The organism is Rhodohalobacter sp. SW132 (genome assembly GCF_003390325.1).
GTDB lineage: Bacteria > Bacteroidota > Rhodothermia > Balneolales > Balneolaceae > SW132.
This window is the reverse complement of sequence record NZ_QUOK01000004.1, coordinates 302,624-327,321: the sequence shown is the minus strand read 5'-3', so window position 1 is coordinate 327,321 and position 24,698 is coordinate 302,624. Positions and strand designations below refer to the sequence as shown.

Below are 24,698 nucleotides of genomic sequence, written 5' to 3'. Positions count from 1 at the left end.
ACCGCCTGCCCCCGATTATTTCGGGGACAGCAATAAGTAACAGGCAATTGGTAATTGTAGCGATCTCATGATTCCGCGCTACCCACATAGAATAGAGCCAATTTCTCCAACTCTATTCATGATTAATCCTTACTATTTCAGTATCATTAATTTTCAAAAGTTTATTATGTATCTGCTTTTTCAAGATTGAAGAAACCTGAACACCTCTTAAATTATGTTCAGAGCAAATTTCTTGTACTACATGCTCAAATTTGCCCGGTAAATATTTTTTAAGGCTTTCACTTGTGAATATCGACCCTTTGGGTTGTACAAATTCGAGGTCTTTATCAGCATAACTTTTCTTTTCCAATCCTATAAATCTGCCATCATAGATTACAAACGTCTTGGAGTTATCTAATTTCAGATTAACAATAATATTATCCTCTTCAGTATCTCTGAACTGGTTAACATAATTCAAAATTACTGAGATATGTTGGGGAGAATCTCTATCCAATAGAAATTCCTGAACTATATCCCGAATGGTTCCTCCCTTTACATTATCAAATTTCTCTTCCCACGATTTGAGGCCGTAGGTACTGGTTCTCCCAAAGTAGATAAAAATGCTTTTATGATTATTGATGGCACTTCTTAGCGAATTAATATTAGAAGCATAGTCTATATCGGGGTAAAGCTCGCTAATTTTGTTGCTAATTTGACTTATGTGATAACCATTTTTATTGAACCCCATCTTTTCGATTGCCTCAAGTGCTAATTCGTAAAAATGCTTTTTCTTATTTCTCTCAAATACTAATTCAGCTCTGTGATTGACAATCATGTCAAATTCATTAAAAACAATAATCTTACATAGTCCTTCTAAAGCATTCAATTTTTCCAGATCAAATTCTTCACAGAATCTTGAAATATAAGTTTTAAGATTTAGAGTATATGTATCCCTAATGCCATCTTCGTGCCTTTTTTCTATATCATTAACAAAAGCCTTAAGATCGAAATAGTTATCTAACTCTTTTGATATCAGGTATGGTTCTTTTAGGCTTAAGCGCTTTCTTTTTTGAAGAGTTGTGTGATAATTCATTTCATAACCTGATAGCATGAATTTTTCGCCAGTCAATGCTATGAAAACTTTAGACATAAACAGTTTTGAGAAATTTGTTTTTTCTTTACGGTTTATGTTTTCAACGATCTGATCAGTTAGATAAATATAGCTTTTGCCTCCATCGATTCCATAGGCTTGATCTGCATCGACAAAAAATGATAAAATTGATATAAAATGAAATTGATTTGAAAACTTTTTTAACAATCCATTTCTGATTTGCCTGACTCTTTCAGGAGTTAAACCGAGCTCAGAACCAACTTCCTCTAAAGTATTTTTGTATTTTTCCTTCTTAAAATATTTTAAATAATGCTCAAAAATATAGTCTTCATGATTTTTAAAAATGTTGCCTGATCTAATTACGTGATCTGCTATCTTAAAAATAGGGTAGTAATCATAGTCTCGTTTTATTTCATCAAACAAGTGTTCAAGTTCAGCATCTTTGATATTTATACCGTGAAAAATTGACTTAAATACTTCTCTCTCAACTTCTTTTGAGCTACTAAATTCGTGTAATTTGTCAAGCTTAGAAGTGTAATCAAGTACAAGTGTGGAGATTTCGTTTAGAGTAGTTTTTTTAATTTCTTGTTCATCAAATTTCGTTTTTGAAAGTTCTGTTATAATGTCGTTGAATTGATAATTCACTCCGATTTTAGATCTAACGAAATCTTTAGCCTCGGTACTTAACCTTTTAAACAAAACTTTAAACTGAAGAATGAACAATCTTTCAAATGCAGGACTGAGTGGCTCTACTTCTTCAATCTTATTTGAAACGTGATTGATCCCTTTGGGAATATATTTCTCACACAATTCAATCAATTCTCTGTTTGACTTTTTACCGCATCTATTTATTGAAAGGAAATCACCATGTTTTTTATAGTAATCTAAAAGGTCATAAATAGATTCAAAGCCTTCCTTAAGAAAGATGTTTAAAGTTCTTTTGCTAAGATTAGATTGTATTCCAAATTCTCTTGATGTATTCTTTTCAGAATCCATGCTTAAAAGTTTCTTGGTGAAATATTCGGGTTATAAAAGCTCTATTACGGAGAAAATGATAAATAATCAATTTGAATACGAATGCTTCCCTTTCCAACGATAAGCATATAAGCGTTTTTCCATTTATTCATGGCAAAGTGAAAAAATCCAAGATATCAATCTACAAGAGTAAGAGCTTTATTATAGGCAACAAACGGAAAAATCTGTTTGATATACCTGGAGTTTGCCAGGCATGGATGCCATTTGCAAGTTGGAGTTAACCTAAAAAAAAGTCTCCAGCCCTCTCCTCCAAAGATTCCGGTCAATTCTGCAGTCTATTCGTATCCACCCGAAAGATGCAGTTGGTCGGGTGGATAAGGTTAAATAATAGTTTTTTTCTGTAAGGGAATACCGTTGTTTCGCTCATACTATTACAACCACCAACAAGAGATTGGAGTGAATATGAATGAAGAGATCAGACTAACCAAAGACATCCACAATTTTGCACTGGGTAAGATGGACTGGAAAAATTCCATCGAGTTGTTAGGCAGAGTATCAAAATCGGAAGTGTGGATTGATTATTTATTGATGGAGATGGAGCTTTATGAGTATGTCAATCAGAGAAACCGTGTTGCTGAAGATCGAGAACATTCATCTCGAAATGTTGAATCTTAATTAATGAAAGATATGGTTGGCTTGATACTATAGCGCTTAATGCAGGATAAAGCTATTGATTGTATTAAATGGCCCAAATTAAATAATGTTTACGCAACTAATTACAGAGGGGTTTTATTTGTCTATAGAAAATAAACCAAACCCCCTATATAAAATGCTGAAGACAAATAACTGTTTAACATCAACAAAAAAACGTAACCATGAAAATAAGAATTATCATAGTCATTCTCGCGATGATAACCTTCAAGAGTTGTGTGCCAATGGAAGAGTTAGGCTCTTCTTCAGAAACCAATCCAACTATATCTGAAGTAGATAAAGTTGTACAAGATGAGATAATAAAACAAAATATACCGGGTGCTGCAGTAGCGGTGGTGAAAGACGGGGAAATTGTTCATGCAAATGGGTATGGTCATACATCCTTGAGTCGTAATGAACCGATAACTGCTAACACCGTTTTCAGGTGGGCGTCTATTTCAAAACCATTGACTGCTGTAGCAATCTTACATTTAGATGAACAGGATGATGACTTTTCTATTGAGGATAAAGTAAGTGATCATGTTAGTTACTGGCCTGATACCGGACAAAAGGGAAATATCACAATCAAACAACTTTTATCGCATCGTTCGGGTATTATTCACTATACGAATACGGATAATTGTCCAGGTAACAGTTCACCTTCTCCTGATTTTACTGCACACGGTGATGATGCTTTTAACGCTGAAAATGCAGTTGATATCTTTAAAGACCAAGATCTTTGCTTTAGTCCGGGTAGCGCTTACAAATATTCAACATATGGCTTTTCTCTTGCAGTAGCTGCTTTCGAAGAAGCATCCGGTGAGAGTTATGCAGATTGGGTGATGGATAATATAGCTCAGCCTTTGGAAATAAATTCGCTGCAGCAGGGGATGGGAGAATCTGAAGGCTACAACATGTCTGGAGGTAGACTTGTTGACAGAAGTGATGGCTCAAAAACGAGTGTTTTACCTGGAGGCGGATGGGAGTCAAATATTCGTGACTTGGCACTGTTTGGCAATGCACTTCTCCAGGGTACTTTGTTATTAAATACTCAAAGAATGTGGAATGAAAGTACTGGTAATTCTATATATCGTTTGGGTATATATCGATATTCAGGTGGCAACAGAGCTGAGCATGGAGGTGACCATAATAACTTAAGAACAAAAATGGACTTGTATCCCGGCCGTTCTGATAGTTTGGGGGTGTTTGTATATATAAATGGACGACATGCCGATCGCAATAGACTTGCCAGGCGTGTGGCCACTGCCATGGGAGTAACAACTTGGAATGTAAGTGATGAAGCAATCGTCACTGAGTGCACAGATCAGTCTGGTAGTAACAGATATAGCGCAGTGTGGCGTAGTACCGGAGACGATGTGATTATACGTAAAGGTTTGTCCAACGATGATTTTGGATCCGAGTGGAGTTATTTGCGTGAACATCAGTACTACACAGATGATTTTGAGGCCTATACTGAGAATGGAGAGTTGAGATGGGATGGAATTTTTAGAAAAGGAACGGGTGGAAATGCAATGTGGAGAAATTTTACCAGGGACGAATTTAACCAGAAGTGGAAAGAACAAAGTGATTTGGGGTACAGGTTGGTAGATGTTGAAACATATATGGTTAACGGAGAACGAAGGTGGGCGGGCCTTTTCAGACCGGGTTCGGGACCGTATGCCCTATTTCGGTATTACAGCACGAGTGATTTTGGGGATAAACGAGAAGAGATGGCAGAGTCTGGGTTAAAATTAATTGATATTGAGGCTTTTACTCATGAAGGTAATTTGCGTTGGGCAGGTGTATGGGTTGAAGGTGAAGATGGACTCTTGAACCGAAATTACACGCAGGATGAATTTGGAGATCTGCGGAATCAACGGCGTGCTGCAGGCTGGAAGTTGATTGATATCGAGCGATATAATACAAACAACGGAGTGCGTTGGGCTGGAATATGGGAGAGTTCCGACTCTGATGAACGTCTAAACCGTAATTACAGATATTGCGGCGACAAGGATGATGATGGAAATTGGGATCCTTTAGGGATCACCAATCGACACAATCAGTGGCGCTCAGCAGGCTTTGAGCTTATCGATTGGGAACGAAACTGATATTACCAATACATCTTTCTGGAGGTGTAAAAAGTCAATAACAGTATGGATTAAGGTTTCGGGAATCCATTTCAGATTCATGTTTCTAATTCTACAATATCAGGTGCTATTATGAAAATACGAACATTCAAAAAAAAGTTTTGTATTGGCTAGAGTATACTATCCCAATGCTAATTTTTTGTTTTCAATAAAACGGTAAAAACCAATTTTAAAGTTCATTGGCGTGTAAGTAAATCTTAAGGTGAACAGAAGAAAAAACTGACCGGCTAATAACCTGAATAATAGTAACTTACAGCTGTAAATTCCTAATGGTGGTCATTAGATAATCACCCTAATGACAATTTTGGGTTAAAAGCACCCGAATATTATGAACGGTTTTTTGTCCCAGCCATAAGCAGGCCGTTGGCTGAGGATCTGATCCGGCTGGCGGATATACAACCTGGTGAACGGGTATTGGATGTAGCCTGTGGAACCGGCGTAGACACCAGGCTGGCTGCCCCAAAAAACGGGCCGTCCGGATCGATCACCGGACTCGATATTAATCCCGGTATGCTTGTAGTAGCCCGTTCGGTCGTCAACATAGATGCACTAGTGGATTGGCATGAAGCCGGTGCGGAAAAGTTGCCCCTTCCCGACGAATCATTTGATGTGGTCCTCTGCCAGGCCAGCCTTCATTTGTGGAGGATAAACCTGCCGCATTGAACGAGATGATCCGGGTTTTGGCAAATGCCGGAAGAGTTTACATAAATGTGCCGGGAAAAGCGGGAGAGTTATTCACTGTCTTCTTTCAGGAAGTGGAAAATCATATCTGCCTGGAAGCCGCAGGAGCCGCAGGCCAGGAATTCACCCTGAATGATACAAAGGAACTCCGCCAGTTTATGGAACAGGCGGGATTCAAAAATATTGAGGTGGCCACCCGTGAAAAAATGTTCAATTTCCCAGCTTCCATAAGACTTTCTCTGACAGTATATCCAAAGTACACCGATGGGGGTGTGGTGGCTGACGCCGGTGAAAAGCAACAGCTCGCTTTGAACACGATATCGTACAGAAATGGCAAAAATTCGTACTGAACGGCGGAATGAAATACCGTCAACAGGCCATCACGGATATTGGAGATAAATAACAGCAAATCTGTTGCCAGATTACGGCCTCTGGGTTCAAAAGGCCCAGAGGTTTATCATCAATAGGTTTTTATCGTCTGCAATCGGCCTTGTCAACTTGCAAATAATTTTTATTCTCATTCCTTACAGCAATCACTGATGATCGGCATTTCTTCCGGTGGCTATTTCGATCATATAGTGGAAGTCTTTTCGGCGATGGCCAACCTGAAGGTACAAGAGTACAAGGTAATTCTGAGAGTGGACGTGATCGAGTTTTGGCGTTACAACTATAAGGCGGGCCGCCGCTCCCTTGAAAACATCGCATGACGAAAAAGCCGGGCCGGTGTTGAAAGGTACTGGATCAGGTGAGACACTACCAACTCTGGGCGAAACAAAACAGCGCTGGATCAAAAGTATACAGGAATTGAAGAGAGCATCTATTTAGTATTAAAATTGAACTCTGCCAGGAAAGTCAGTTTCTCGAGTTTTGATACGGCAAAAGAGGAGTAGCTGGTAAAAGTGCCTATTCTTTATATCGGGATGAGGATTGTTTGTCATCGGATTATCGATTATCTGATAGACTGGTTTTAGTATACTGCATAGAAAAAGAATCAAATCAAGATTCTGCCTCGATGAGTATTCTGTAAAAGGATAGGCCAGATTTCTCACCTTTATCATGAATGATTTTGTCCCCATCTCAAAATAGTATACGCATAAAACTGATGAACGGGTGCCACCCATACTTATTTACCAGGTAAACTCAGTAAGGCACTTTGTTTTTGGGCAAGTTTTGTCTGCAATTACATATAAATCATAAGATTAAAAATTGTAGAACTATGGATAACAGGGTACAGACCAAGAACCGTTTTGATGGTATTTTTAATTTTCTCCGAGCAGGTAATTGTGTAATTCTGATGTTTGCAGCGCTTGTTGCTGCTTTTTCAGTGGGGATGGTTGCCTGTGGAGACGATCCGGCACCCACAGCGCCGGATCCGGGTAATGATATTGACGTGATAATAGAAGGTGTGGTTATTGATGCATCAGGAAGCCAAATTCAGTTAGAAGAAACCGAAAAGGCCGGACAAGTGGAGGTGCAGCGAAGTGATGATCCGGAAGATTTTCGTTCAGGAAGGGAGGAGCGTAAGATTTCAGATGAACGTGAAACCATACCTGTAGAAACGGATATAGATGACGAGAGGGCTTCGCTAAAAACTGAGGGTGACCCCATCGAAGGGGCTGAAGTGTCCGTCTATCTACCCGGTACTGAAAGCCCTGTTCAAACGGCCAAAACCGATGATGATGGTTCCTACGAGCTTTCATTTACCGTTGCTGAAGGAGAAGCGCCAAATGAACTGCGACTCGAAGTGGAGGCCGATGGTTTCGAACACTACGAGACCACCCTGAGCTTTAGAGAGTCAGTCAGCTATGACATTGAGCTTGTTTCCAGAATTAAGGAGGAAGGTATGACTCTTGAGGGACAGGTTTACGGACCAGCCACTGGCGGTGCAAAGGCCAGCATGGCAGGGTTTTCCACGACGGATCCGCTCAGCGGTGAGGCGCCGGTCGCTGGGGCCGAGATTGCGGTCTACGATGCGAGCGAGTATCCTGATGGCGCCGACCCGATCGCAACGGCGACCACTGATGACGATGGTAAGTATGAGGCCGAGGACGTGCCGGTAGGAATCGACGCACTTGTGATCGTAGACTCCGAGCCTCGTCTTTCTGCAATCGTTCACGACGCAGATGAGTACGCCTCGGGCTACGTAAACACGGCAACAACGTTAGCCGCAGAGTATTGGGGTCCAGATCTGATGATGGGCACACTCATTTCAAAGGAAGATTTGCAGGAGACCGTCGAGGCGGCTATGGATGCTCTTGAGAATAAATCCGCCGACGAACTGGTCGCAGCGCTCGAAGCACTCGTTACTGAAAACTTCGGTGACGGATTTCCCGATCCGGTCCCTCCCCACTTGCAATACCTGTTAAGCGCCCTGTCAGGATTTGATCTATCAGTTTGTGAAGACATTGAATTAGCTGAACATTCAGCTCGACCAACCAATGAAGTTGATCTATATGGGCTTGCTGAGGAATTTGGCGATGAGCCGTGGGCTTGGCTCTATGATGCATCGATCGAGTCTCCCGGCAACGAAGATCGACACTTGGTCTACGTCGAACGCACGGCCGGCGATGCTGCAGTGCTTGTAGTGCCGCTTCATCCGGGCAACGTGATGGATGGAGGACCGGGGGAGATCGCCTTTTTTGATGAAAACGAGGAGTTTGTGTGTCCGGGCCGAGAGTTCAATGTTGAGCCGCTGGAGCCTGCACAGGGTCTGTTTGCGGGCCTGATTGACGAATTGGAGGAGTTCCTCGAGGGTGAAACAGACCGGATTGGGTACGATCCGGAAGAGCTTCGTCATATCAATATTTCTGAGCTTAATGATGAACAAGTGTTACTTGCACCACTCGCAGCAGGTTTTCAGATGATCGATAGCCCGAACTATCCGAACAATCTCCGCAACAGGTTGTCCGGGGATGCGCCGAGGCTCGAAGGTGAATCGCTGGATGATGCATTGGAACTTGTCAATGCACTGGCGGCTGAGGCCGGGTATACCTCTCTAATGGATAATCTTCAAAATGGAAATGAGGCTGCTCTCGTTACCCAGGCTGAAATGGAGCCGCATATGCCAGAGTGTCTGGAGCTTCCGTGGAATATCTCCACACCTGATCAGCTGGACTGCTGGATGGGGGCTCTCGAAGTATTTGACCGGTTAAGAGAGACAATTAGAACGGTACGCGCTCCTCAGGATAAAATTATCGGTTTAATTGCCAGCTATGGGCCGGAAGACCCAGGAGCGTTCGATCCCGTTTCACAACTGGCAGAAGCAGCCGCGATGTCCGAATCCATGATGGAGGCGCTCCGGATGTATGCCGATCTCATGTACCACCTTTTGCCAGCGGAGTTAACACACCTTGAAATAGAAGCCGATCCGGCATTATACAAAGAGGACGACGAGCAAGCGGGTGGATGGCAGGGAGTATTGAGCGCAAAAAGCCAGGACTACACGTTCAATTTCATCATGGCAATGGAGCCGATACCACAACTTGGGGCAGGAAATGTAACAAACATGTTAGCCCGAAAGTCAGGACGCAGTGAACTAGCCCAAGAGCTCATCGGTGAAATCACAGATATCCTTGTTGACGAAATGGAGGACCTCGATATTGTAGAAAGAGATTTTGATGCGCGGCCTTATGAGGTGGACCATAACCCAAAACGTTCAGATCCTGACGAAAAGGAGTATTTCGAGTGGGAGCTTCGGATTGAAGAAACGGAAACAGGCGAACCCTCAATTGTCTTTACAGACGATGAAAGAGGTTATTTGGCGAATGCTGTTGGTGTTTCCGAATTGCGGGTGCGAACTAAAGGTGGGGATGTGTTCTTGGGACAAGATGCCGTAAACAATACCTTCATAGAAGTACAAAAAATAGATGTAACCATCACTGGCCCTGGGGGAGGAACGTCACCGTTTATCGTTGAGCCTGGTCAGGAAATCGACCTCTTTGCGGAGGTGGAAAATGCTATTGATAAAACGGTTGAATGGAGTGCCGACGACGGATTTTTCATTAACATCGAAGGAGAATTCGATCAGGATGTGACCTATGCAGCTCCAATGGAACAAGGCTCCAATATTGTTCGGGCAACCAGCACGGCCGAAACCGGCGCGCGGGCTGATGGCGAGCCGCCGCGCATAGGCCGCGCCACAGTTGTCGTTGGCGATTTTAATGTAGCGCCCGATCCTGTATGTCTCGGACTTGAGGAAACAATCAATTTTTCGGCCACCTTTGCCGGTGACGAAGTACCCTTTGATCAAGTAAATTACACGTTCATTGAAGGGTCAGGATCCCTCAGTTCTGAAGGCGAATTTGCTCCTGGTGGGCCCGGAGATATTGCCATCGAATTCGAATACTTTCCACCGGAGTTTGATGATCCTCTAATCGATGAGATCAGTTTTACTGTAGTGGATGAACCGATATGCTCTTACATTGAAGTGGTAACTGATAACCATCATCTTATAGGTGAATGTGTTGTTGGTTTTGGTGATGATGACGGTGTGGGTATACTAAACGATGGACAATCATATCAAGTAATCTATCCGACGCCTTTAGACGATTTCCTGGTAGGAGTCTCAGTAGATTTAGAAGGATTTTCACATGAGGGTGAATATAATATCGTGGTTAAAAATTACTCTGAACCCAGTCAGTTGCCGCCATATAACAGATACATTAGTAATTTTGGAGTGAAATTCACGACGGATCCACATCCATTACCGGATTTAAATTTAAATGCAGTGTCGTGGGGGGCCCCAACATGGGATCCGGATAACTTGCCCGTTGGGGGCCAGGTTCTTTCACTCCGGAGAGATATTATTGAAGTTGTTGGCGAAGAAATTGCTGTCTTTAGTGGGGAAGCTTTCAGCCTCACATTCTCTGATGGACCAGGAGCGTTAAGACCAGGTGATGCGTCGATCACGGGATCTATACGTTTTGGCGGAGTGATAGACATGTTTCATGATCCTGCACCGTCGACTAAACACCTTTGCGGGTACTGGAAGGAAAGTGATCATCCTCCAACAGAATGGCCAGATTTCTAACTCAATAATTGTATTAAATCAAAGATTCGAGGTTTAAGAGTCTGCCTGCGGACCGATGGCTTTGAACAAGCCCGAAAACTCACGCTTAAAAAATAAAGGGTAAGATCATTTAACGCGAATCGGGATAAAGTTTGAAAATCAGCAATTGGAGAAAAGGAGGGCTGAGTTTCAATGTTTTTAAACTTCCATTATATCAAATAAAAAGGTACTAATTATGGCAAACCTGGCCATCAGAAATACCATTGAAAACAGAAATCAGGAATTCATGCTGAGGTACAACAGCGGTAATGCGGAAGGAGTATCTCAGCTGTTTTCAATAGACGGGGAAGTGCTGCCTCCGAACGCGGATTTCGTTACAGGCAGAGATGCCATAAAAAAATTCTGGCAGGCAGTGATGGAGATGGGCATTGAGCAAATTCAACTGAAAACCTCGGAAGTTGAACATTACGGGAATACCGCTATTGAAGTTGGAAACGCAATTTTAATGAATCAGAACGAAGAAATTCTCGACCGATCAAAATATATTGTCATTTGGAAGCTCAAGGGGGGTGAATGGAAACTACACCGTGATATATTTAACAGCAGTTTATCGGATAGTTAGACTGTCTAATTTGTATTCGTGGAAGCCCTTACCATGCAATATATTGAGGCCTATAACGCCCAAGACCCCGATGCCTTGCAGGTTGTACTGGTTGAAAAGATCAAAATATATGTTGAGGAACATGAGCCTGATTTTTTACTGAATATGATCCGCAGAGCCTGGGAGACCTTTCCTGATTTTAACCTTGAACCACTATACTTGCAGGATCCGACGACTACGTGACAGTTCGCATAGTTTATACCGGTACCTGCGAAGGAAAATTATTAGGCCACGATATTGATGGGAAAAAAGTATGGGCAACAGAAACCATACTGTTTGGCATTAAGGACGGGCGCATTTCAGAATACTGGTATAACTGGAATGAACTTGGTTTTTGGACACAACTTGGGATAGTGGAGAGTCCGTATCCGGAAAAATAGATAACGTAGAATCTGGAGGGGCGATCTTTTTTGGCCTGAATCGATGACCTGAGATTGTTTCAGGTTTACTAAAGCCAATCGATCAGCAGTAAGAAGAATGAGTCCATATTTGAAAAGCCTCCTTTTCCAGATCACTATTTTTTTAAAGAATGGCACTAACTGCTATCTCTGCCGGCTTTACAGTCGGTCAAGAGGGACTATTATAGAGCATACAAAGCAGCCAGGTGCTTAAAATTCACAGGCTAGCCATAGCATACCGTTAACTACCGGGCCCTTGGGGCAAAAGGCTTCCGGCTTCACAAATAATTTTTGGTTTGAATAAATCTGAATGAGTCTTCAGTAACTTTGATATCAAAATGTCCCATCTGCAATTTCTTTTACGCAGTTATAAATAGAAGCACACTTTATGTAATGAGGGTCGTTTCTGAACGGTTTGAGTCCAGCATCTGAAAATTCTGAGGAGATAGAGTATATAAATCGAAAATCTCAAAATACAAGTCGCCATGAAATATCTATACAGCGTACTATTTGTACTACTCATTAGTGTAGGAGTAATCACTCAGGAAAGCGATGCACAAATGCACTCATCTGACGCTGATCATTCGGATCACGCCATCACTATTCTGGCTGAAGATTATGCCTTCGATGCGCCGGATGAGATACCCGCGGGATGGACAACTATTGAGTACACCAATGAAGGGGAAGAGCAACACTTTATGATCATCGCCCGGATTCCTGAAGGTAAGACATTCGATGACGTCGCTAGCCAGGTAACGCCGCCATGTAATGAGATCTGGTACGAGTTGAGAGATGGCGAAATCTCTCAGGAAGAAGCCTTTGAAAAACTCGGGGTCGAATTGCCCAAATGGTTCTGGGCTGTCGAATTTATGGGCGGTCCCGGTCTTATTTCACCCGGCCTTACCACCAAGGCAACTGTTCAACTCGAACCCGGCAACTACTATCTGGAATGCTATGCAAAGACCGAGGACGGAGAGTTCCACTCCATAGAAGGCATGATGCGCGGGCTCACCGTGACCGATGCTCGCTCGGAGGCAGCGCCCCCCGAGGCCGACATCGATATCACGCTCTCAAACTTTGAACTGGATATCGAGGGCACCCTGACCCCCGGCACGCATACGGTGGCGGTGTACGTGGCGGAAAATCCGGAAGAAGGCTTCGGTCACAACGTGCATGTGGCTCGCATCGAACCGGGCATGGACATTGATGAGATCGTTCGATGGATGAATCCCTTTGAAATTACGGGTATGCAGACCCCTGCTCCAACCAAACTCCTTGGCGGTATGCAGATGCTGCCGGAAGGCCAGACGGGATACTTCACGCTTGACCTTGAGCCCGGCCGATACCTCTTTGTCGCTGAGAACACCGGACATCTTGGCGTGATGCAGGAAGTGAACATTGAGTAAGAAATCATTTATTACACCTACTCTAAGTCAACTTTAGAAAATCAATGGAGGATCAGAAATGAGATACACACAAATGATTTCCTTTATTACTATAGCTACAGCAGTTCTATTACTATTATCATGTGAGCCTCGAAACAGTGACAGCGAAACTTCTGCCAGCCATAACGAAGAGCTGGCCGAAGACTACGACGAGGAGTTCTTCAAGCAGCTGGAGCGCGAAGTGTTCGATGCCACGGAGCTGCCGGGGGATGCGGAAACCATCGACCGGCTGTATTCGGACGATTTTCTGTCCATCAACGCCGATGCCAGCTACTCCGATAAGCAGGACGCAGTGGAGATGATCGAGGCCGCCCGGCCTCCCGTTGTGGAGGAGATCATCAACGACGAGACACGCGTTCGGCAGTTCGGTAACACCGCCGTGATCACCGGACGCTCGAAGTATGTGAGCACCGAGGAAGATCTCGGAACTGTCGTCGTGCGCCACACAATGATCTGGGCAAAACAGGACGGTCGCTGGCAGATGGTCGGCTGGCAAGGGACCGCGTTGCCCGGTGAGGCAGCGTACGGCCCGGACCTCGATGACAATTGATGTTTCAACTAACCGATTCCAACTTAGCTATGAAAGCAATACTAAAACTACTCGCATTTATACTGATAATAGTTGGCTTGATTAACCAACAGGTCTCAGCTCAAATGAACTCATCTGAAGCGGATCATACGGATCACGCCATCACCATTTTGGCTGAAGATTACGCCTTCGATGCGCCGGATGAGATTCCGTCCGGCTGGACAAAGATCGAGTTCACAAATCAAGGAGAAGAACCGCACTTGATGTACATCGAGCGGCTGCCGGATGGAAAATCTGTTGATGATTACGCAGCCGATGTCGTCGTGCCACGGACTGAGATCTGGCATGAACAGAGGGCTGGTGAAATTGATCGTGCACTAACTCTTATGAAAACCAGAGCAGCATTCCCTGAGTGGAGAGCCGAGAGGACTCTCGCGGGTGGAGTAGGCGTAGTAAAGCCGGGTCATACGCTGGAGGTGGCCCTGTACTTTGAGCCGGGCTCCTACATTCTGGATTGCTACATGAAGACTGAGGATGGAGAGCTCCACAACATGGAGGGCATGGTGCGAGAACTTCATGTAACGGATGCTTCCTCCGATGTGACACCGCCTGACCACGATATCGAGGTCACGCTTTCCAATCATGAGATGGTTGTTGAAGGCGATCTGACGCCGGGCCGCCATACCGTTCAGGTACATAATGAGGAGGTTGGTCACAACGTACACGTGGCCCGCCTCGAGACCGATACGGAGATGCAAGATATCATCGAATGGATTACGCCCTATAACCTGGAATATTTCTGGCCGCCCGCACCGGCTACGTTCATCGGTGGCATCCATTATCTGCCCGAGGGCGGAACGGGCTATTTCACGCTCGAATTGGAGCCCGGCCGATATCTCTTCATCTCGCAAACCACGGTCGACCGCGACGTGTGGCAGGAAGTGACGATAGAATAAAAGAGACTAAAAAAAGCTTTGTTTCTGGGCGGAATAATAATTTTTTCTTCAAATATTAGGTAATAATCAATTAAAAAAAGAGGTGTTAATTATGCGATTATTCAAAATTTTTAGCTTTTCAATAATCATATTCGGGATGATGATGTATAAAGCCCAGACACAAATGCACTCATCTAATACGGATTATTCAGATCACGTAATCCAGGTGACGGCGCAAGATTACGCCTTCGATGCCCCCAATGAAATACCTTCGGGATGGACGACGTTCGAATTTGTCAATGAGGGCGAGGAGCCGCACTTGATGTGGATCGTCCGGCTGCCCGAGGATAAATCGATCGATGATTATGCGGCCGACTACGTCGGGCCATTGGCTGAGATTTGGCATGTGCAGCGGGCGGGAGATATAGATCGTGCGGAAGCGGTAGAAAGATTCCAAGCAGCAGTCCCCGGTTGGTGGTACGAAATGCAGCGCGCCGGGGGAGTCGGTATCGTAAAGCCCGGCCATGTGCTGGAGGTGACGCTGCACTTGGAGCCCGGCTCCTACATCCTGGATTGTTACACGAAGACCGAGGACGGCAAGCTCCACAACATGGAGGGCATGGTGCGTGAACTCACCGTTACTGAAGCGCCCTCCGAAACGACACCACCGGAGCCTGATATCGAGATTACACTCTCCAACCATGAAATGACTGTGGAGGGCAACCTGGCAGCCGGAAATCGTACTGTAGAGGTGCACACGAGAGAGTTTGGTCACAACGTACATGTAGCCCGCATCGAGACCGATACAGAGATGCAGGAAATCATCGACTGGATGACGCCCTTCAACCTGGAGCAGTTTTGGCCACCTGCGCCAACTACGTTCATCGGTGGCATCCATCAACTGCCCGAGGGCGGGAAAGGGTATTTTACACTTGATCTGGAGCCTGGCCGATACCTCTTCATCTCGCAACTCACGTACGATCGTGATGTGTGGCAAGAAGTTACCATCGACCCGTAGGCTCGTCGCCTCCGTTGATACCGAATATTTAAAATCGATAATCCACCATTCCAATCAAAATAACCATAATAGTATGAGGTATTTGAAATTACTTACTTCAAAAAGTTTTTTCCCGGCAGTAATCTTGCCAATATTATCATTCTCCGCAATCAGTATGGCCGGAGAAATGGGCCCTTCTCATTCCGACTCTGAGGCAGTCACTGAAGATACGATTGCCGGCCATCCCGTTCTGGAGAACATCTCATCCGAACCGGGCATTGTGGAGGTGGAACTGACGGCATCCAAAGAGCGTATTTCGCTCGTGCCAGGCATTGAAACCGATGTCTATGCCTACAACGGGCGTGTGCCCGGCCCGCTTCTGGAAGCATCGGAAGGTGACAGTGTGATTATTCACTTCAAAAACAACCTGCCCGAAAAAACCACCGTGCACTGGCACGGCATTCACCTTCCTTTTGTGATGGACGGCAGCCCGTTCCATCCCGTTGAACCGGGCGAAACCTTCACCTATACATTCAGAATCCATGAAGGGACGGCAGGAACCTACTGGTACCATCCGCACCCGCACCATCACACAGCCTGGCAGGTAGGGATGGGTCTTTACGGCGGCATCATCATCCGCGATCCCGATGATCCGCTGCCTGATACTCTGACCGAACACTTACTGATTTTATCCGACAACCGGTTTGACGAGGACGGGGAGATCGAGTTCGCTGAGCCCGGCTCACGTCAGGAACGCGTGGACGATATGAACGGCCGCGAGGGGGACGTGCTTTTCGTGAATGATGGAATCATGCCCGAGCTCTCTATCCAAAGCGGGGAAACTCAGCGCTGGCGGATCGTAAATGCATCCGGTGCCCGAATTTATCGGCTGGCACTTGATGGGCACACCTTTACTCATATAGGCAGCGACGGCGGACTGTTTGAGCGCCCAAAAGAAGTGGACGAAATCATTCTCTCAAACGGTGAACGAGCTGAACTGCTTGTTCATGGTACTGGTGATCCGGGAAGTGAAATAACACTTCAGGATTTGCCGTATGACCGCTACATGCCGATGTTTCGCCCATCGAACTGGGATGAAAAGAATGATCTGCTCACTCTGCGGTATACGGATGAATCTTCTGTTCAGGAACCTTTTGAAATGCCGGAATCCCTTCGGAAAATTCCTGAACTGAATGTTGATGACGTAACCGAAACACGAGTCATGAGGATGTCCAACGGCAAAATCAACAGCAAAACGATGGATATGAACCGGGTGGATGAAACCGCGGAGCTGGGAGCCACCGAAATCTGGGATATCCGAAACCTGGTTGGAATGGACCACCCGTTCCACCTTCACGGCTTTCAGTTCCAGGTGATTGACCGCAACGGTGAGCCGGTCTCACAACGAAAATGGGAAGACACTGTTAATGTGCCCGGTTTCGAATCGGCCCGCTTCATTGTGCGATACGACAACTATCCCGGCAAGTGGATGTTCCACTGCCACATATTGGATCACGAAGACCAAGGAATGATGGGAGTATTAGAGGTAAAATAAGCGACTTGTCAGCGTGCCGAACGGAGAGAGGTTCCTGACAGCGTCGCATGTAAAAATTAGAACCAGTAAGCAAGCAAAATCAACAGGTGTAAAGCGAAACTATAACAGAAATCTTAACCCAAAAAAGAAATACAATGTCACATTCTCACAGAATTATAATTCAAATCATTTCAATCATTATTATGGGCATGGGGCTTTTGAAAGTTGATAACGCAGCCGCACAGAACCAGCCATCGATTGTTCATGTAGAAGCCCTGGACCACGCTTTTGACATTGATGCACCCAATGAACTTCCAACCGGATGGATCACATTTATTTTGAATAATCAAATGGCCAGTAATATCCATGAAATAAGTCTGGTTCAGCTTCCTAATGAAGCCACACATGAAGAATACCTTACGGACTATATGAGTGCCTGGGAAACCGTACTACGTGAATACCAGGAAGGCGTAGTAGAGCGCGCGGGAATCAATGACAGAGTGAATGAGATGCTGCCTGCCTGGTCAGGTGATGTTCGGTATTCAACAACCCGCGGGCTGACATCTCCCGGCAGAAGTGCAGAAAGAACGGTTTACCTGGAACCGGGAGAATATATGATGGTCTGTTGGCTGAAAACTGAGGATGGAGTCATCCATATTATTGAGGGAATGCATTGGGAGTTCACCGTGATGGAAGAAGCTGCAAACACACCTGAACCAAATCGAGAATCACAAATTACCCTGCATGAAAATGAAATTGAAGTAGACTGGGAACCGGAAACAGGCACCCATGCCTTTGCACTTGAATTCAGTCGGAATCCGGCAGGACAATTCTTTCACAACAATGTACACCTGGTTCGCATGGATGAAGAAACAAACCTGGATAAAGTGAACGAATGGATGGATTGGTATAAAGTTGGCGGATTGAGATCACCCTCACCTGTTGAATTCCTAGGAGGTTTCGGATTCGTGAGTGATGTTGACACCGCATACTTTTCTCTGGATATCACAGAACCCGGGGAATATGCATGGGTTGTATTTGTATCTCAGGGCGAGGGTCTTTATAAGGCATTTACAGTTGAATGAATTGAGTATACCGGGGAATGATGGGAGTATTCGAGGTAAAATAAACGACCTGTCAGCGTGCTGAACGAAGTGAGGTTCCTGACAACGTCTTGGATTCCAAAATTTTCGGATAGGAATTATAAAGACACAAATAACAAGATCATGAATGAACTAATCACTTCTTCAAATCCAGTCGTAATATTTTTAACATTTCTTCTTGGCTTGGTATTTATCGCTTCATCATGCCAGCAGGCTGATCGTGAAGCAGCTGCAGCCCAACACGAAGAGCTGGCCACCAGCTACGTCGAGGCCCTTAACACCCAAGACCGCGAGGCACTGGAAGATGTCATTACCGATCCGTTTACCTACGGGGAGCAAGAAATGACACGCGAGGCCTTCCTCGATCACGTAGAAGGGGGCTGGGAGATCTTCCCGGATATGCAGTTTGATCCCACCCATGTTTTGACCGCCGAGGACTACGTGACGGTTTGCGGCGTACTTACTGGCACCGGCGAGGGCGAGTATCACGGCCATGACATCAGCGGCCAGGAGTTCGAAGTAACGGAGATCATTCTGCTTGGCGTGCAAGAAGGCCAAATTGCTAGGATGCACGTAGAAAGAGACGATCTCGATCTCTGGGAGCAGATCGCCGCCGTGGAGATCTCACCCGTCAGCTCCAACCAGGACGATGAGACTCTGCAACGACTGGAGCGCGAAGTGTTCGATGCCTTTGAGCTGCCGGGAGACGCCGGGGCCATTGATCGGCTGTATTCCGAGGATTTACTTGCCATCAACGCCGACGCCAGCTACTCCGATAAGCAGGAAGCAGTGGAGATCGTCGAGGCTGGCCGGTTTCCTTTTATGGAGGAGATCGTCAACGACGAGACGCGCGTCCGGCAGTTCGGGGACACCGCCGTGGTCACCGGACGCTCGAAGTGGGTGGATCCCGAGGATGAGGGTACAGCCGTCGTGCGCCACACGATGATCTGGGAAAAAGAGGACGGCCGCTGGCAGATGGCGGGCTGGCAGGGCACCCCGTTGCCCGGCGAGGGGGCATACGGCCCGGAGCGCGGCGAAATCTGAGGTTTGTTTTATGGACACAACTTGGCGTAATGGAGAGTCCGTATCCTTATGAGTAGAGATTAAAAAAACAAGCTGGCAACCATCTCGCTAAGAAAAGTTAATATCTAATAATAAAAGAACGGAGTATAATCATGAAAACTTGGCTTAAACTACTTATCAATTTACTACTGATTATTGCATGGACTTTTAATGCGGGGATTGCACAGTATTACTCAGGTTCAGATAAATCTGGCCATTCGAACATGGTGGAAATTATCGCGATGGATTATGCGTTTGATGCCCCTGATGAGATACCATCAGGATGGACGGCCTTTCACTTCACAAATGAAGGCGATGAAGAGCACTTTTTCGTGCCCCTACTTCTGGATGAGGGGTGGACGTTCGAGGATTATACGGAAGGTGTGCTTCCGCCGGTGAATGATGCCTGGATTGCTCACCGCGAAGGACACATCGGACAGGAGGAGGCCCTCGGGAAAGTCTTCGAGATGTTTGAGGAGGGCGAGATCGAAGTCGGCTACGAGTACCGCGGCGGCTCCGGTATCGTAGCGCCCGGCCTTTCCACCGAAGTGATGCTCTATATGGAACCCGGCACATACGTACTGGAGTGTTACATAAAGGACGAAGATGGCGAATTTCACCTGATGGAAGGTATGGTACGGGAGCTTGTCGTGAGCGGTCATAACTCAGAGGCTCAACCACCGGAAGCTGATATCGAGATTGTATTCACCGATGACTCAATAGTGATGAACGGCGATCTTTCGGCGGGCAATCTGACCTTCAGTGTTACTGCGGATCAGGAGGGTGATAACGTGCACATTGCAAAAATTGATGGTGACAAAGATGTCCGGGAGGTGGCTGAGTGGATGGACTGGTTCGCGGTGAATGGCCTCCGCCATCCCGCTCCGGCCTCGTTCATTGGTGGAATGCACGCACTTCAGCCGGGTACGACCGGCTATTTTACTGTTGACCTCGAGCCGGGCCGGTATCTGTTCGTGCGCGGATTCAACTACTGGAATGTAGGAGTCCTGAAAGATGTCACCATCGCGCCGTAACTACCGGAGCTTTGTCTCTAATTCATTAAGAGGCTAGCAATGCAGATCGAAGCTAAAACTTCGACTGTTTCGAATTGAGAATACATCGCTGTGCATAGCTGCCGGACGGGTACGTTCGATCTGCTAAATAACTAAACCATGAATACATAAAACAGATTATCACACTTTAACACTATAATTATATGCCTCGTTACCTGTATCGCACTGGCCGCTTAATCATGGCAGCAGGCTGATAGTGAAACGGCCGCATCCCAGAATGAAGAGCTTGCTATGCAGTTTGTTGAAGCATTTAACGAACAAGACCGCTCTGCGATATAATTAATTCTGACAGATCCGTTTATTCTATCCGGAGATGAGATGAAGCTTAATGCATATTTAAACATGATTGAGGAATACTGGAGTACCTTTCCTGATGTAACACTCTAATCTATTCATGTCGTGGGGGCAGACAACCACGCAACGGTGCGGTTAGAGGTTTCCGGAACGGGAGAAGGAGAATTTTTCGGTCATGATATTGATGGAAATTATTCTGTTTTGGCGTGGCCAATGGACAGCTTTCAGAGTATTGACATAATTGGGATGAACTTAGATAATAGATACAGCTTGGGATGGTCGAGAGTTCATATCCGAAGGAGTAAGTTCCCATATAAAACGAAGCAGAGGGATAAATTTCACTTCGTGGGAATCGCTTCGCTCGGAGCGCTGGAAAACACCCTGTGATTCTTTCCAATCTTTAAATATTATCCTAAACTGTAATGTTACTATTGGTTACACGACTTTCAAAAAATTATCGTGAAATATTCGGGTTAGTTGCTAATTTAGCATCAATGCTTGTGCCGGTTATGCGCAATGTCGTTTAAAAACCTTGCATCAATCGTTACAAATTACAATTGCATGATTTAAATTAGCATGAACAAACAATGGGTGAGGTGCTACTGTCCATTACCTTCGGGCAGCAAGGACTGATAATTGGAAATCTCTTCATTGAAATCTCCGTCAGCTTCCTTGAACGCATCTATTAAACTTTGTAATCGGCCGATCTGAGAGTCGGAAAAGTTTGACTGTTGGTCATTCAAAACGGCCATATGATGTTTATAGAGGGAATCAGCAGTTTCGTGATTGCCCAATAGGCGATTGGTCAAAGTTAAATAACCTTCCATGCGGGCGGTCCAGAAATGATCCGGACCCAGTACGCTTTTGTAAATGCTGTGAGTTTCTTGAAACAGTGAATCAGCATTCGCATAATCTTTCCTGTGTAATGAAAAATGGCCGAACCTTCCGATTGCGGCTCCGGTTCTCCAATGCTCCCATCCATACCTATCCTTAGTCAGTGTAATTATTTCTTGTATTATGGTGGCAACCTCCTCATACCTGCCCAGTTTAGAGACCGGGTAGATCATATTTGCACGGACTCTCAACGTTAAAGGATGGTCAGGCCCATAAATATAATTGGTTATATCAAGTGATTTCCTGTAGTGCTGCTCAGATTTATGATATTTTTCTTTTTCAATGTAGATTGAACCAAGATTGTTATGGTTAGCAGCCATGCTATTGTTAAGAGTATCATTCGACTGTTCATAGCGTTCAATCAGATCGAGGTAAATTGCCTCTGACCTGTCAATTTCTCCGGCACCCCGCAGTACGTACGCATATTGAAATAGGGCAGAAAGAAGCTCGCTGTCGTGCTCTGTATAGTCGTGTTCAATAGCTTCGAAATGCGAATCCGCCAGTTTCAATGCTGAGTCCGGCTGCCCGGTATGCCGCATAGTTGTAGCCAGCCGGAGGGCAGATTTAACAACATTTGAATGATCAGGTTCGAGGTGGTCAGTATATATTTCATATGCCTTTTTTAAATATGGTAGTGACAGGTCCCAGTTATACGTGGCAGCGTAATTTAAACCCAGATGGAAGATCACATCTGCAGTTTCAACTGATTCTTGTCCATAAATAGATTGGTTTAAATCAATTGCTTGTTGAAATATCTCGCTGCCGGTATCGTATTCTCCAAGTCGCGTATATGCTTTACCAATTGTAGTCAGGATATCCGATTTAACGGGTAACTCCGAAATTTGGTCGGCGCGCTCAAGACCCTGTTCCAGTAAATCCTCTGCGGTGATCACTTCACCGGGCGCATAGGTCGGATTACTGGAATCGAAGAGCTCAATCAAAAAAGAAGTAATTTCTTCGGCCTTGTCTGCTTCAAGCTGAGCCTGGGTTCGCTCCGTTGCGATTTGATTCGTGTGAAACAGGGCAAATCCTGTAATCATAAACAGAATTATTGCAATGGAACCAAATGTTATTCTGTTTCGCTTCAACAGCTTGGAAAACCGATAGAATTTATTGTCGGCAAGTGTACTTACCGGCAGATTCTGAATAAAATTGTCGATATCATTTTGCAGGTCACCTGCTGATACATATCGCTGATCGGAATTAAATTTTAATGATTTCTGTAGTATGGAGTCCAGATCGCCCGACATTGATTTTTCTAATGACCGGATGGATGTTTTTCTCTGTTCTGCAATCTCCTCTCGATTTTCCCGGGGCAACTTCCGTAGACGTTCAGATGGCTTTTTACTAAGATTCTCCTTGATAACTTCCAATTGCTCACTTAAATCTAGTCCATTTATCTCATATGGATGAAAACCGCCCAGTAATCTATGAAGCAATAAACCAAGACTATATATATCGCTTGCCGTTGAAACAAGATTCTCTGTTAGCTGTTCGGGAGATGCATAATTTGGAGATAAAAATCTTGGAGGTTCCGCAAAATTTTGGTCTTCCAGAAATTGGGCAATTCCAAAGTCAAGAATTTTGATCTTATTGTTTTCTTTTACCAGGATATTCGCCGGTTTCAGATCCCGGTGAATGATCAATTTAGAGTGAGCAAAATGAACAGCTTTGCAAACAGCTCGAAATAGCTCGAGCCTTTGTTTGATGGTCAGCCGGTTTTCGTTACAATATTGAATTATGGGAATGCCGTTTACATATTCCATTACAAGGTAAGGCCAGCCTTCATCGGTCACTCCGCCGTCGTATAGCTGGGCAATACCCTCATGAGTTAATTTGGCGAGAATTCTGCGCTCATTGTCAAAATGGTGTCTGATACTCTCATCAGTAAAGTCTCTTCTTATGATTTTTACCGCTACGGTATGATCAAAAAGGCCATCAGCCCGTTCACCCAGAAAAACGGCCCCCATTCCTCCACTACCAATCAGCTTTTCCAAACGGTAGCTGCCAATTTTTTTCCCGATCAGACTTTGATGCAGTTCGGAATGGTTCAATCCGTCCAGCATATTCTGAATCAGATCAAATTTCGGATCGGTCTGATCACCCGGAAACAGATCTCCTTTTTCAATAGATTCCAGCAGCTCAAGTGCTTCTTTTTTGATGACCGGTTTGTCTTTGCATCTCCCGGCAATAAATTTACGGCGTTGTTCCACGGGCAAGTCAAGAGCCTTATCAACGATGTTTTCGATCAGCTCCCAGTCAGACCGTTTCATACGACCTCCGGTTTTTTAGTTCTGTTCCAGGCTTACGTTCTCTTTGTTTCCCTGTTTGGTTTCAAATCGATTTTTAAGCTCATTATAGAGCCAGCCTTTCGCCTTTTTCCAGTCTCTTTTCACAGTGCGTTCCGATATTCCAAGTGCATTAGCAGTGTCATAAATGGTCATCTCCCCAAAATAACGGCACTCCACGACCTTCACCAGACGCGGATTTAAATCTTTCAGTCGGTTTAAGGCACTATCAAGGTCAATGAGTTGCTCTGCGCTATGTTCAATTTTCATCAGGCCATCCAGGTAAGTGATATCTTTTTTATCGCCACCACGCTTTTTTGCAGACTTTTTTCTTGCGTGATCAATCAGTATTTGGCGCATACATCTTGATGCAATGGCAAAGAAGTGAGACCTGTTCTGAAAGTCAATTTCATTCTGATCATTCAGCTTTAGGTAAACTTCGTGAACCAGTGAAGTTTTGGAAAGTGTTACGTTGTCAAATTCCTTATTAAGTTGTCTGTTGGCAATATATCTCAGATTCTCATATACAATAGGAAATAATTCATCGTAGATATGATCTGCTCCCTCACTTATCCCCTTAAGCATCCGAGTAATCGATCTGTTGGATCTTTTCATCTTTGAACCCCCAAAAAGTTGAACGATCTCTATATGCTGATGATATTTATTTCTGAATCGGTTTTATGAACTGAAAGAAAGATTTTATACCTAAAATTGATTCAACATATAACCTAAATTACCAATAAGCCTTACTATAAATAAAAGCCAAAAAATTGAAGTAAATCAAGGAGAAATCTTGGTTTAGAGGTCAATGAGTTGATTTATAACACCAGATACACCCGTTTTTTATAAACTCCGAATTTAAAATCCAATAACAGGTTTATTATGGGCTTTGCA

General features: G+C 44.8%; 20 protein-coding genes. 17 read left to right on the top strand and 3 right to left on the bottom strand.

Annotation, left to right across the window (positions count from 1 at the left end; genetic code table 11):
• Nucleotides 1-112 precede the first annotated feature (112 nt).
• Nucleotides 113-2,086 (bottom strand): hypothetical protein, encoded by a 1,974-nt coding sequence (locus DYD21_RS10410; protein WP_116036195.1) that lies wholly within the window; start codon nucleotides 2,084-2,086, stop codon nucleotides 113-115.
• Between the two features lie 393 nt (nucleotides 2,087-2,479).
• Between DYD21_RS10410 and DYD21_RS10405 the strand changes: the two genes are divergently transcribed.
• The 17 genes from DYD21_RS10405 to DYD21_RS10330 all read left to right on the top strand — a co-directional run bounded on the left by DYD21_RS10405 (nucleotide 2,480) and on the right by DYD21_RS10330 (nucleotide 20,289).
• Nucleotides 2,480-2,740 carry a hypothetical protein gene (locus DYD21_RS10405; protein WP_116036193.1) on the top strand — a complete coding sequence of 87 codons (261 nt, stop codon included), beginning with the start codon at nucleotides 2,480-2,482 and terminating at the stop codon, nucleotides 2,738-2,740.
• 200 nt (nucleotides 2,741-2,940) lie between these two features.
• Complete coding sequence (locus DYD21_RS10400) at nucleotides 2,941-4,863, top strand: serine hydrolase (RefSeq protein WP_116036190.1); 1,923 nt, start codon at nucleotides 2,941-2,943, stop codon at nucleotides 4,861-4,863.
• A gap of 402 nt (nucleotides 4,864-5,265) precedes the next feature.
• The gene (locus DYD21_RS10395) at nucleotides 5,266-5,565 is read left to right on the top strand and encodes a methyltransferase domain-containing protein (RefSeq protein ID WP_158551532.1); all 300 of its coding nucleotides are present in this window, start codon (nucleotides 5,266-5,268) and stop codon (nucleotides 5,563-5,565) included.
• On the top strand, nucleotides 5,541-5,933 hold the full coding sequence (locus tag DYD21_RS10390) for a hypothetical protein (protein ID WP_147303559.1): 393 nt from the start codon (nucleotides 5,541-5,543) through the stop codon (nucleotides 5,931-5,933). The genes DYD21_RS10395 and DYD21_RS10390 overlap by 25 nt, the downstream gene beginning before the upstream one ends.
• Before the next feature lie 189 nt (nucleotides 5,934-6,122).
• On the top strand, nucleotides 6,123-6,290 hold the full coding sequence (locus tag DYD21_RS21055) for a hypothetical protein (protein ID WP_158551529.1): 168 nt from the start codon (nucleotides 6,123-6,125) through the stop codon (nucleotides 6,288-6,290).
• A 509-nt stretch (nucleotides 6,291-6,799) separates the two neighbouring features.
• On the top strand, nucleotides 6,800-10,612 hold the full coding sequence (locus DYD21_RS10385; protein ID WP_116036182.1) for a collagen binding domain-containing protein: 3,813 nt from the start codon (nucleotides 6,800-6,802) through the stop codon (nucleotides 10,610-10,612).
• A gap of 214 nt (nucleotides 10,613-10,826) precedes the next feature.
• A complete protein-coding gene (locus DYD21_RS10380; RefSeq protein WP_116036180.1) occupies nucleotides 10,827-11,213 on the top strand; it encodes a DUF4440 domain-containing protein in 387 nt (128 codons plus the stop codon).
• Between the two features lie 33 nt (nucleotides 11,214-11,246).
• Complete coding sequence (locus tag DYD21_RS10375) at nucleotides 11,247-11,435, top strand: hypothetical protein (protein WP_116036179.1); 189 nt, start codon at nucleotides 11,247-11,249, stop codon at nucleotides 11,433-11,435.
• Nucleotides 11,432-11,632: an ester cyclase gene (locus DYD21_RS10370; protein ID WP_158551525.1), complete on the top strand. Its 201-nt coding sequence runs from the start codon at nucleotides 11,432-11,434 to the stop codon at nucleotides 11,630-11,632. The genes DYD21_RS10375 and DYD21_RS10370 overlap by 4 nt, the downstream gene beginning before the upstream one ends.
• Before the next feature lie 503 nt (nucleotides 11,633-12,135).
• Nucleotides 12,136-13,056 (top strand): hypothetical protein, encoded by a 921-nt coding sequence (locus DYD21_RS10365; RefSeq protein ID WP_116036175.1) that lies wholly within the window; start codon nucleotides 12,136-12,138, stop codon nucleotides 13,054-13,056.
• Nucleotides 13,057-13,114: 58 nt separating this feature from the next.
• Nucleotides 13,115-13,645, top strand: a complete 531-nt coding sequence (locus DYD21_RS10360; RefSeq protein WP_116036174.1) for a nuclear transport factor 2 family protein — start codon at nucleotides 13,115-13,117, stop codon at nucleotides 13,643-13,645.
• A 29-nt stretch (nucleotides 13,646-13,674) separates the two neighbouring features.
• Nucleotides 13,675-14,580 carry a hypothetical protein gene (locus DYD21_RS10355; RefSeq protein ID WP_147303558.1) on the top strand — a complete coding sequence of 302 codons (906 nt, stop codon included), beginning with the start codon at nucleotides 13,675-13,677 and terminating at the stop codon, nucleotides 14,578-14,580.
• A 91-nt stretch (nucleotides 14,581-14,671) separates the two neighbouring features.
• A complete protein-coding gene (locus DYD21_RS10350; protein ID WP_116036171.1) occupies nucleotides 14,672-15,577 on the top strand; it encodes a hypothetical protein in 906 nt (301 codons plus the stop codon).
• A 73-nt stretch (nucleotides 15,578-15,650) separates the two neighbouring features.
• Complete coding sequence (locus tag DYD21_RS10345) at nucleotides 15,651-17,111, top strand: multicopper oxidase family protein (protein WP_158551523.1); 1,461 nt, start codon at nucleotides 15,651-15,653, stop codon at nucleotides 17,109-17,111.
• Nucleotides 17,112-17,245: 134 nt separating this feature from the next.
• The gene (locus DYD21_RS10340) at nucleotides 17,246-18,175 is read left to right on the top strand and encodes a hypothetical protein (RefSeq protein ID WP_147303557.1); all 930 of its coding nucleotides are present in this window, start codon (nucleotides 17,246-17,248) and stop codon (nucleotides 18,173-18,175) included.
• A 141-nt stretch (nucleotides 18,176-18,316) separates the two neighbouring features.
• Nucleotides 18,317-19,237: a nuclear transport factor 2 family protein gene (locus DYD21_RS10335; protein ID WP_116036166.1), complete on the top strand. Its 921-nt coding sequence runs from the start codon at nucleotides 18,317-18,319 to the stop codon at nucleotides 19,235-19,237.
• A gap of 131 nt (nucleotides 19,238-19,368) precedes the next feature.
• The gene (locus DYD21_RS10330; RefSeq protein WP_116036164.1) at nucleotides 19,369-20,289 is read left to right on the top strand and encodes a hypothetical protein; all 921 of its coding nucleotides are present in this window, start codon (nucleotides 19,369-19,371) and stop codon (nucleotides 20,287-20,289) included.
• Nucleotides 20,290-21,221: 932 nt separating this feature from the next.
• Here DYD21_RS10330 and DYD21_RS10320 read toward each other — a convergent pair.
• Both DYD21_RS10320 and DYD21_RS10315 read right to left on the bottom strand, forming a co-directional pair.
• The gene (locus DYD21_RS10320; RefSeq protein ID WP_116036161.1) at nucleotides 21,222-23,789 is read right to left on the bottom strand and encodes a serine/threonine-protein kinase; all 2,568 of its coding nucleotides are present in this window, start codon (nucleotides 23,787-23,789) and stop codon (nucleotides 21,222-21,224) included.
• 15 nt (nucleotides 23,790-23,804) lie between these two features.
• Nucleotides 23,805-24,419 (bottom strand): sigma-70 family RNA polymerase sigma factor, encoded by a 615-nt coding sequence (locus DYD21_RS10315; protein WP_116036159.1) that lies wholly within the window; start codon nucleotides 24,417-24,419, stop codon nucleotides 23,805-23,807.
• Nucleotides 24,420-24,698: the final 279 nt, after the last annotated feature.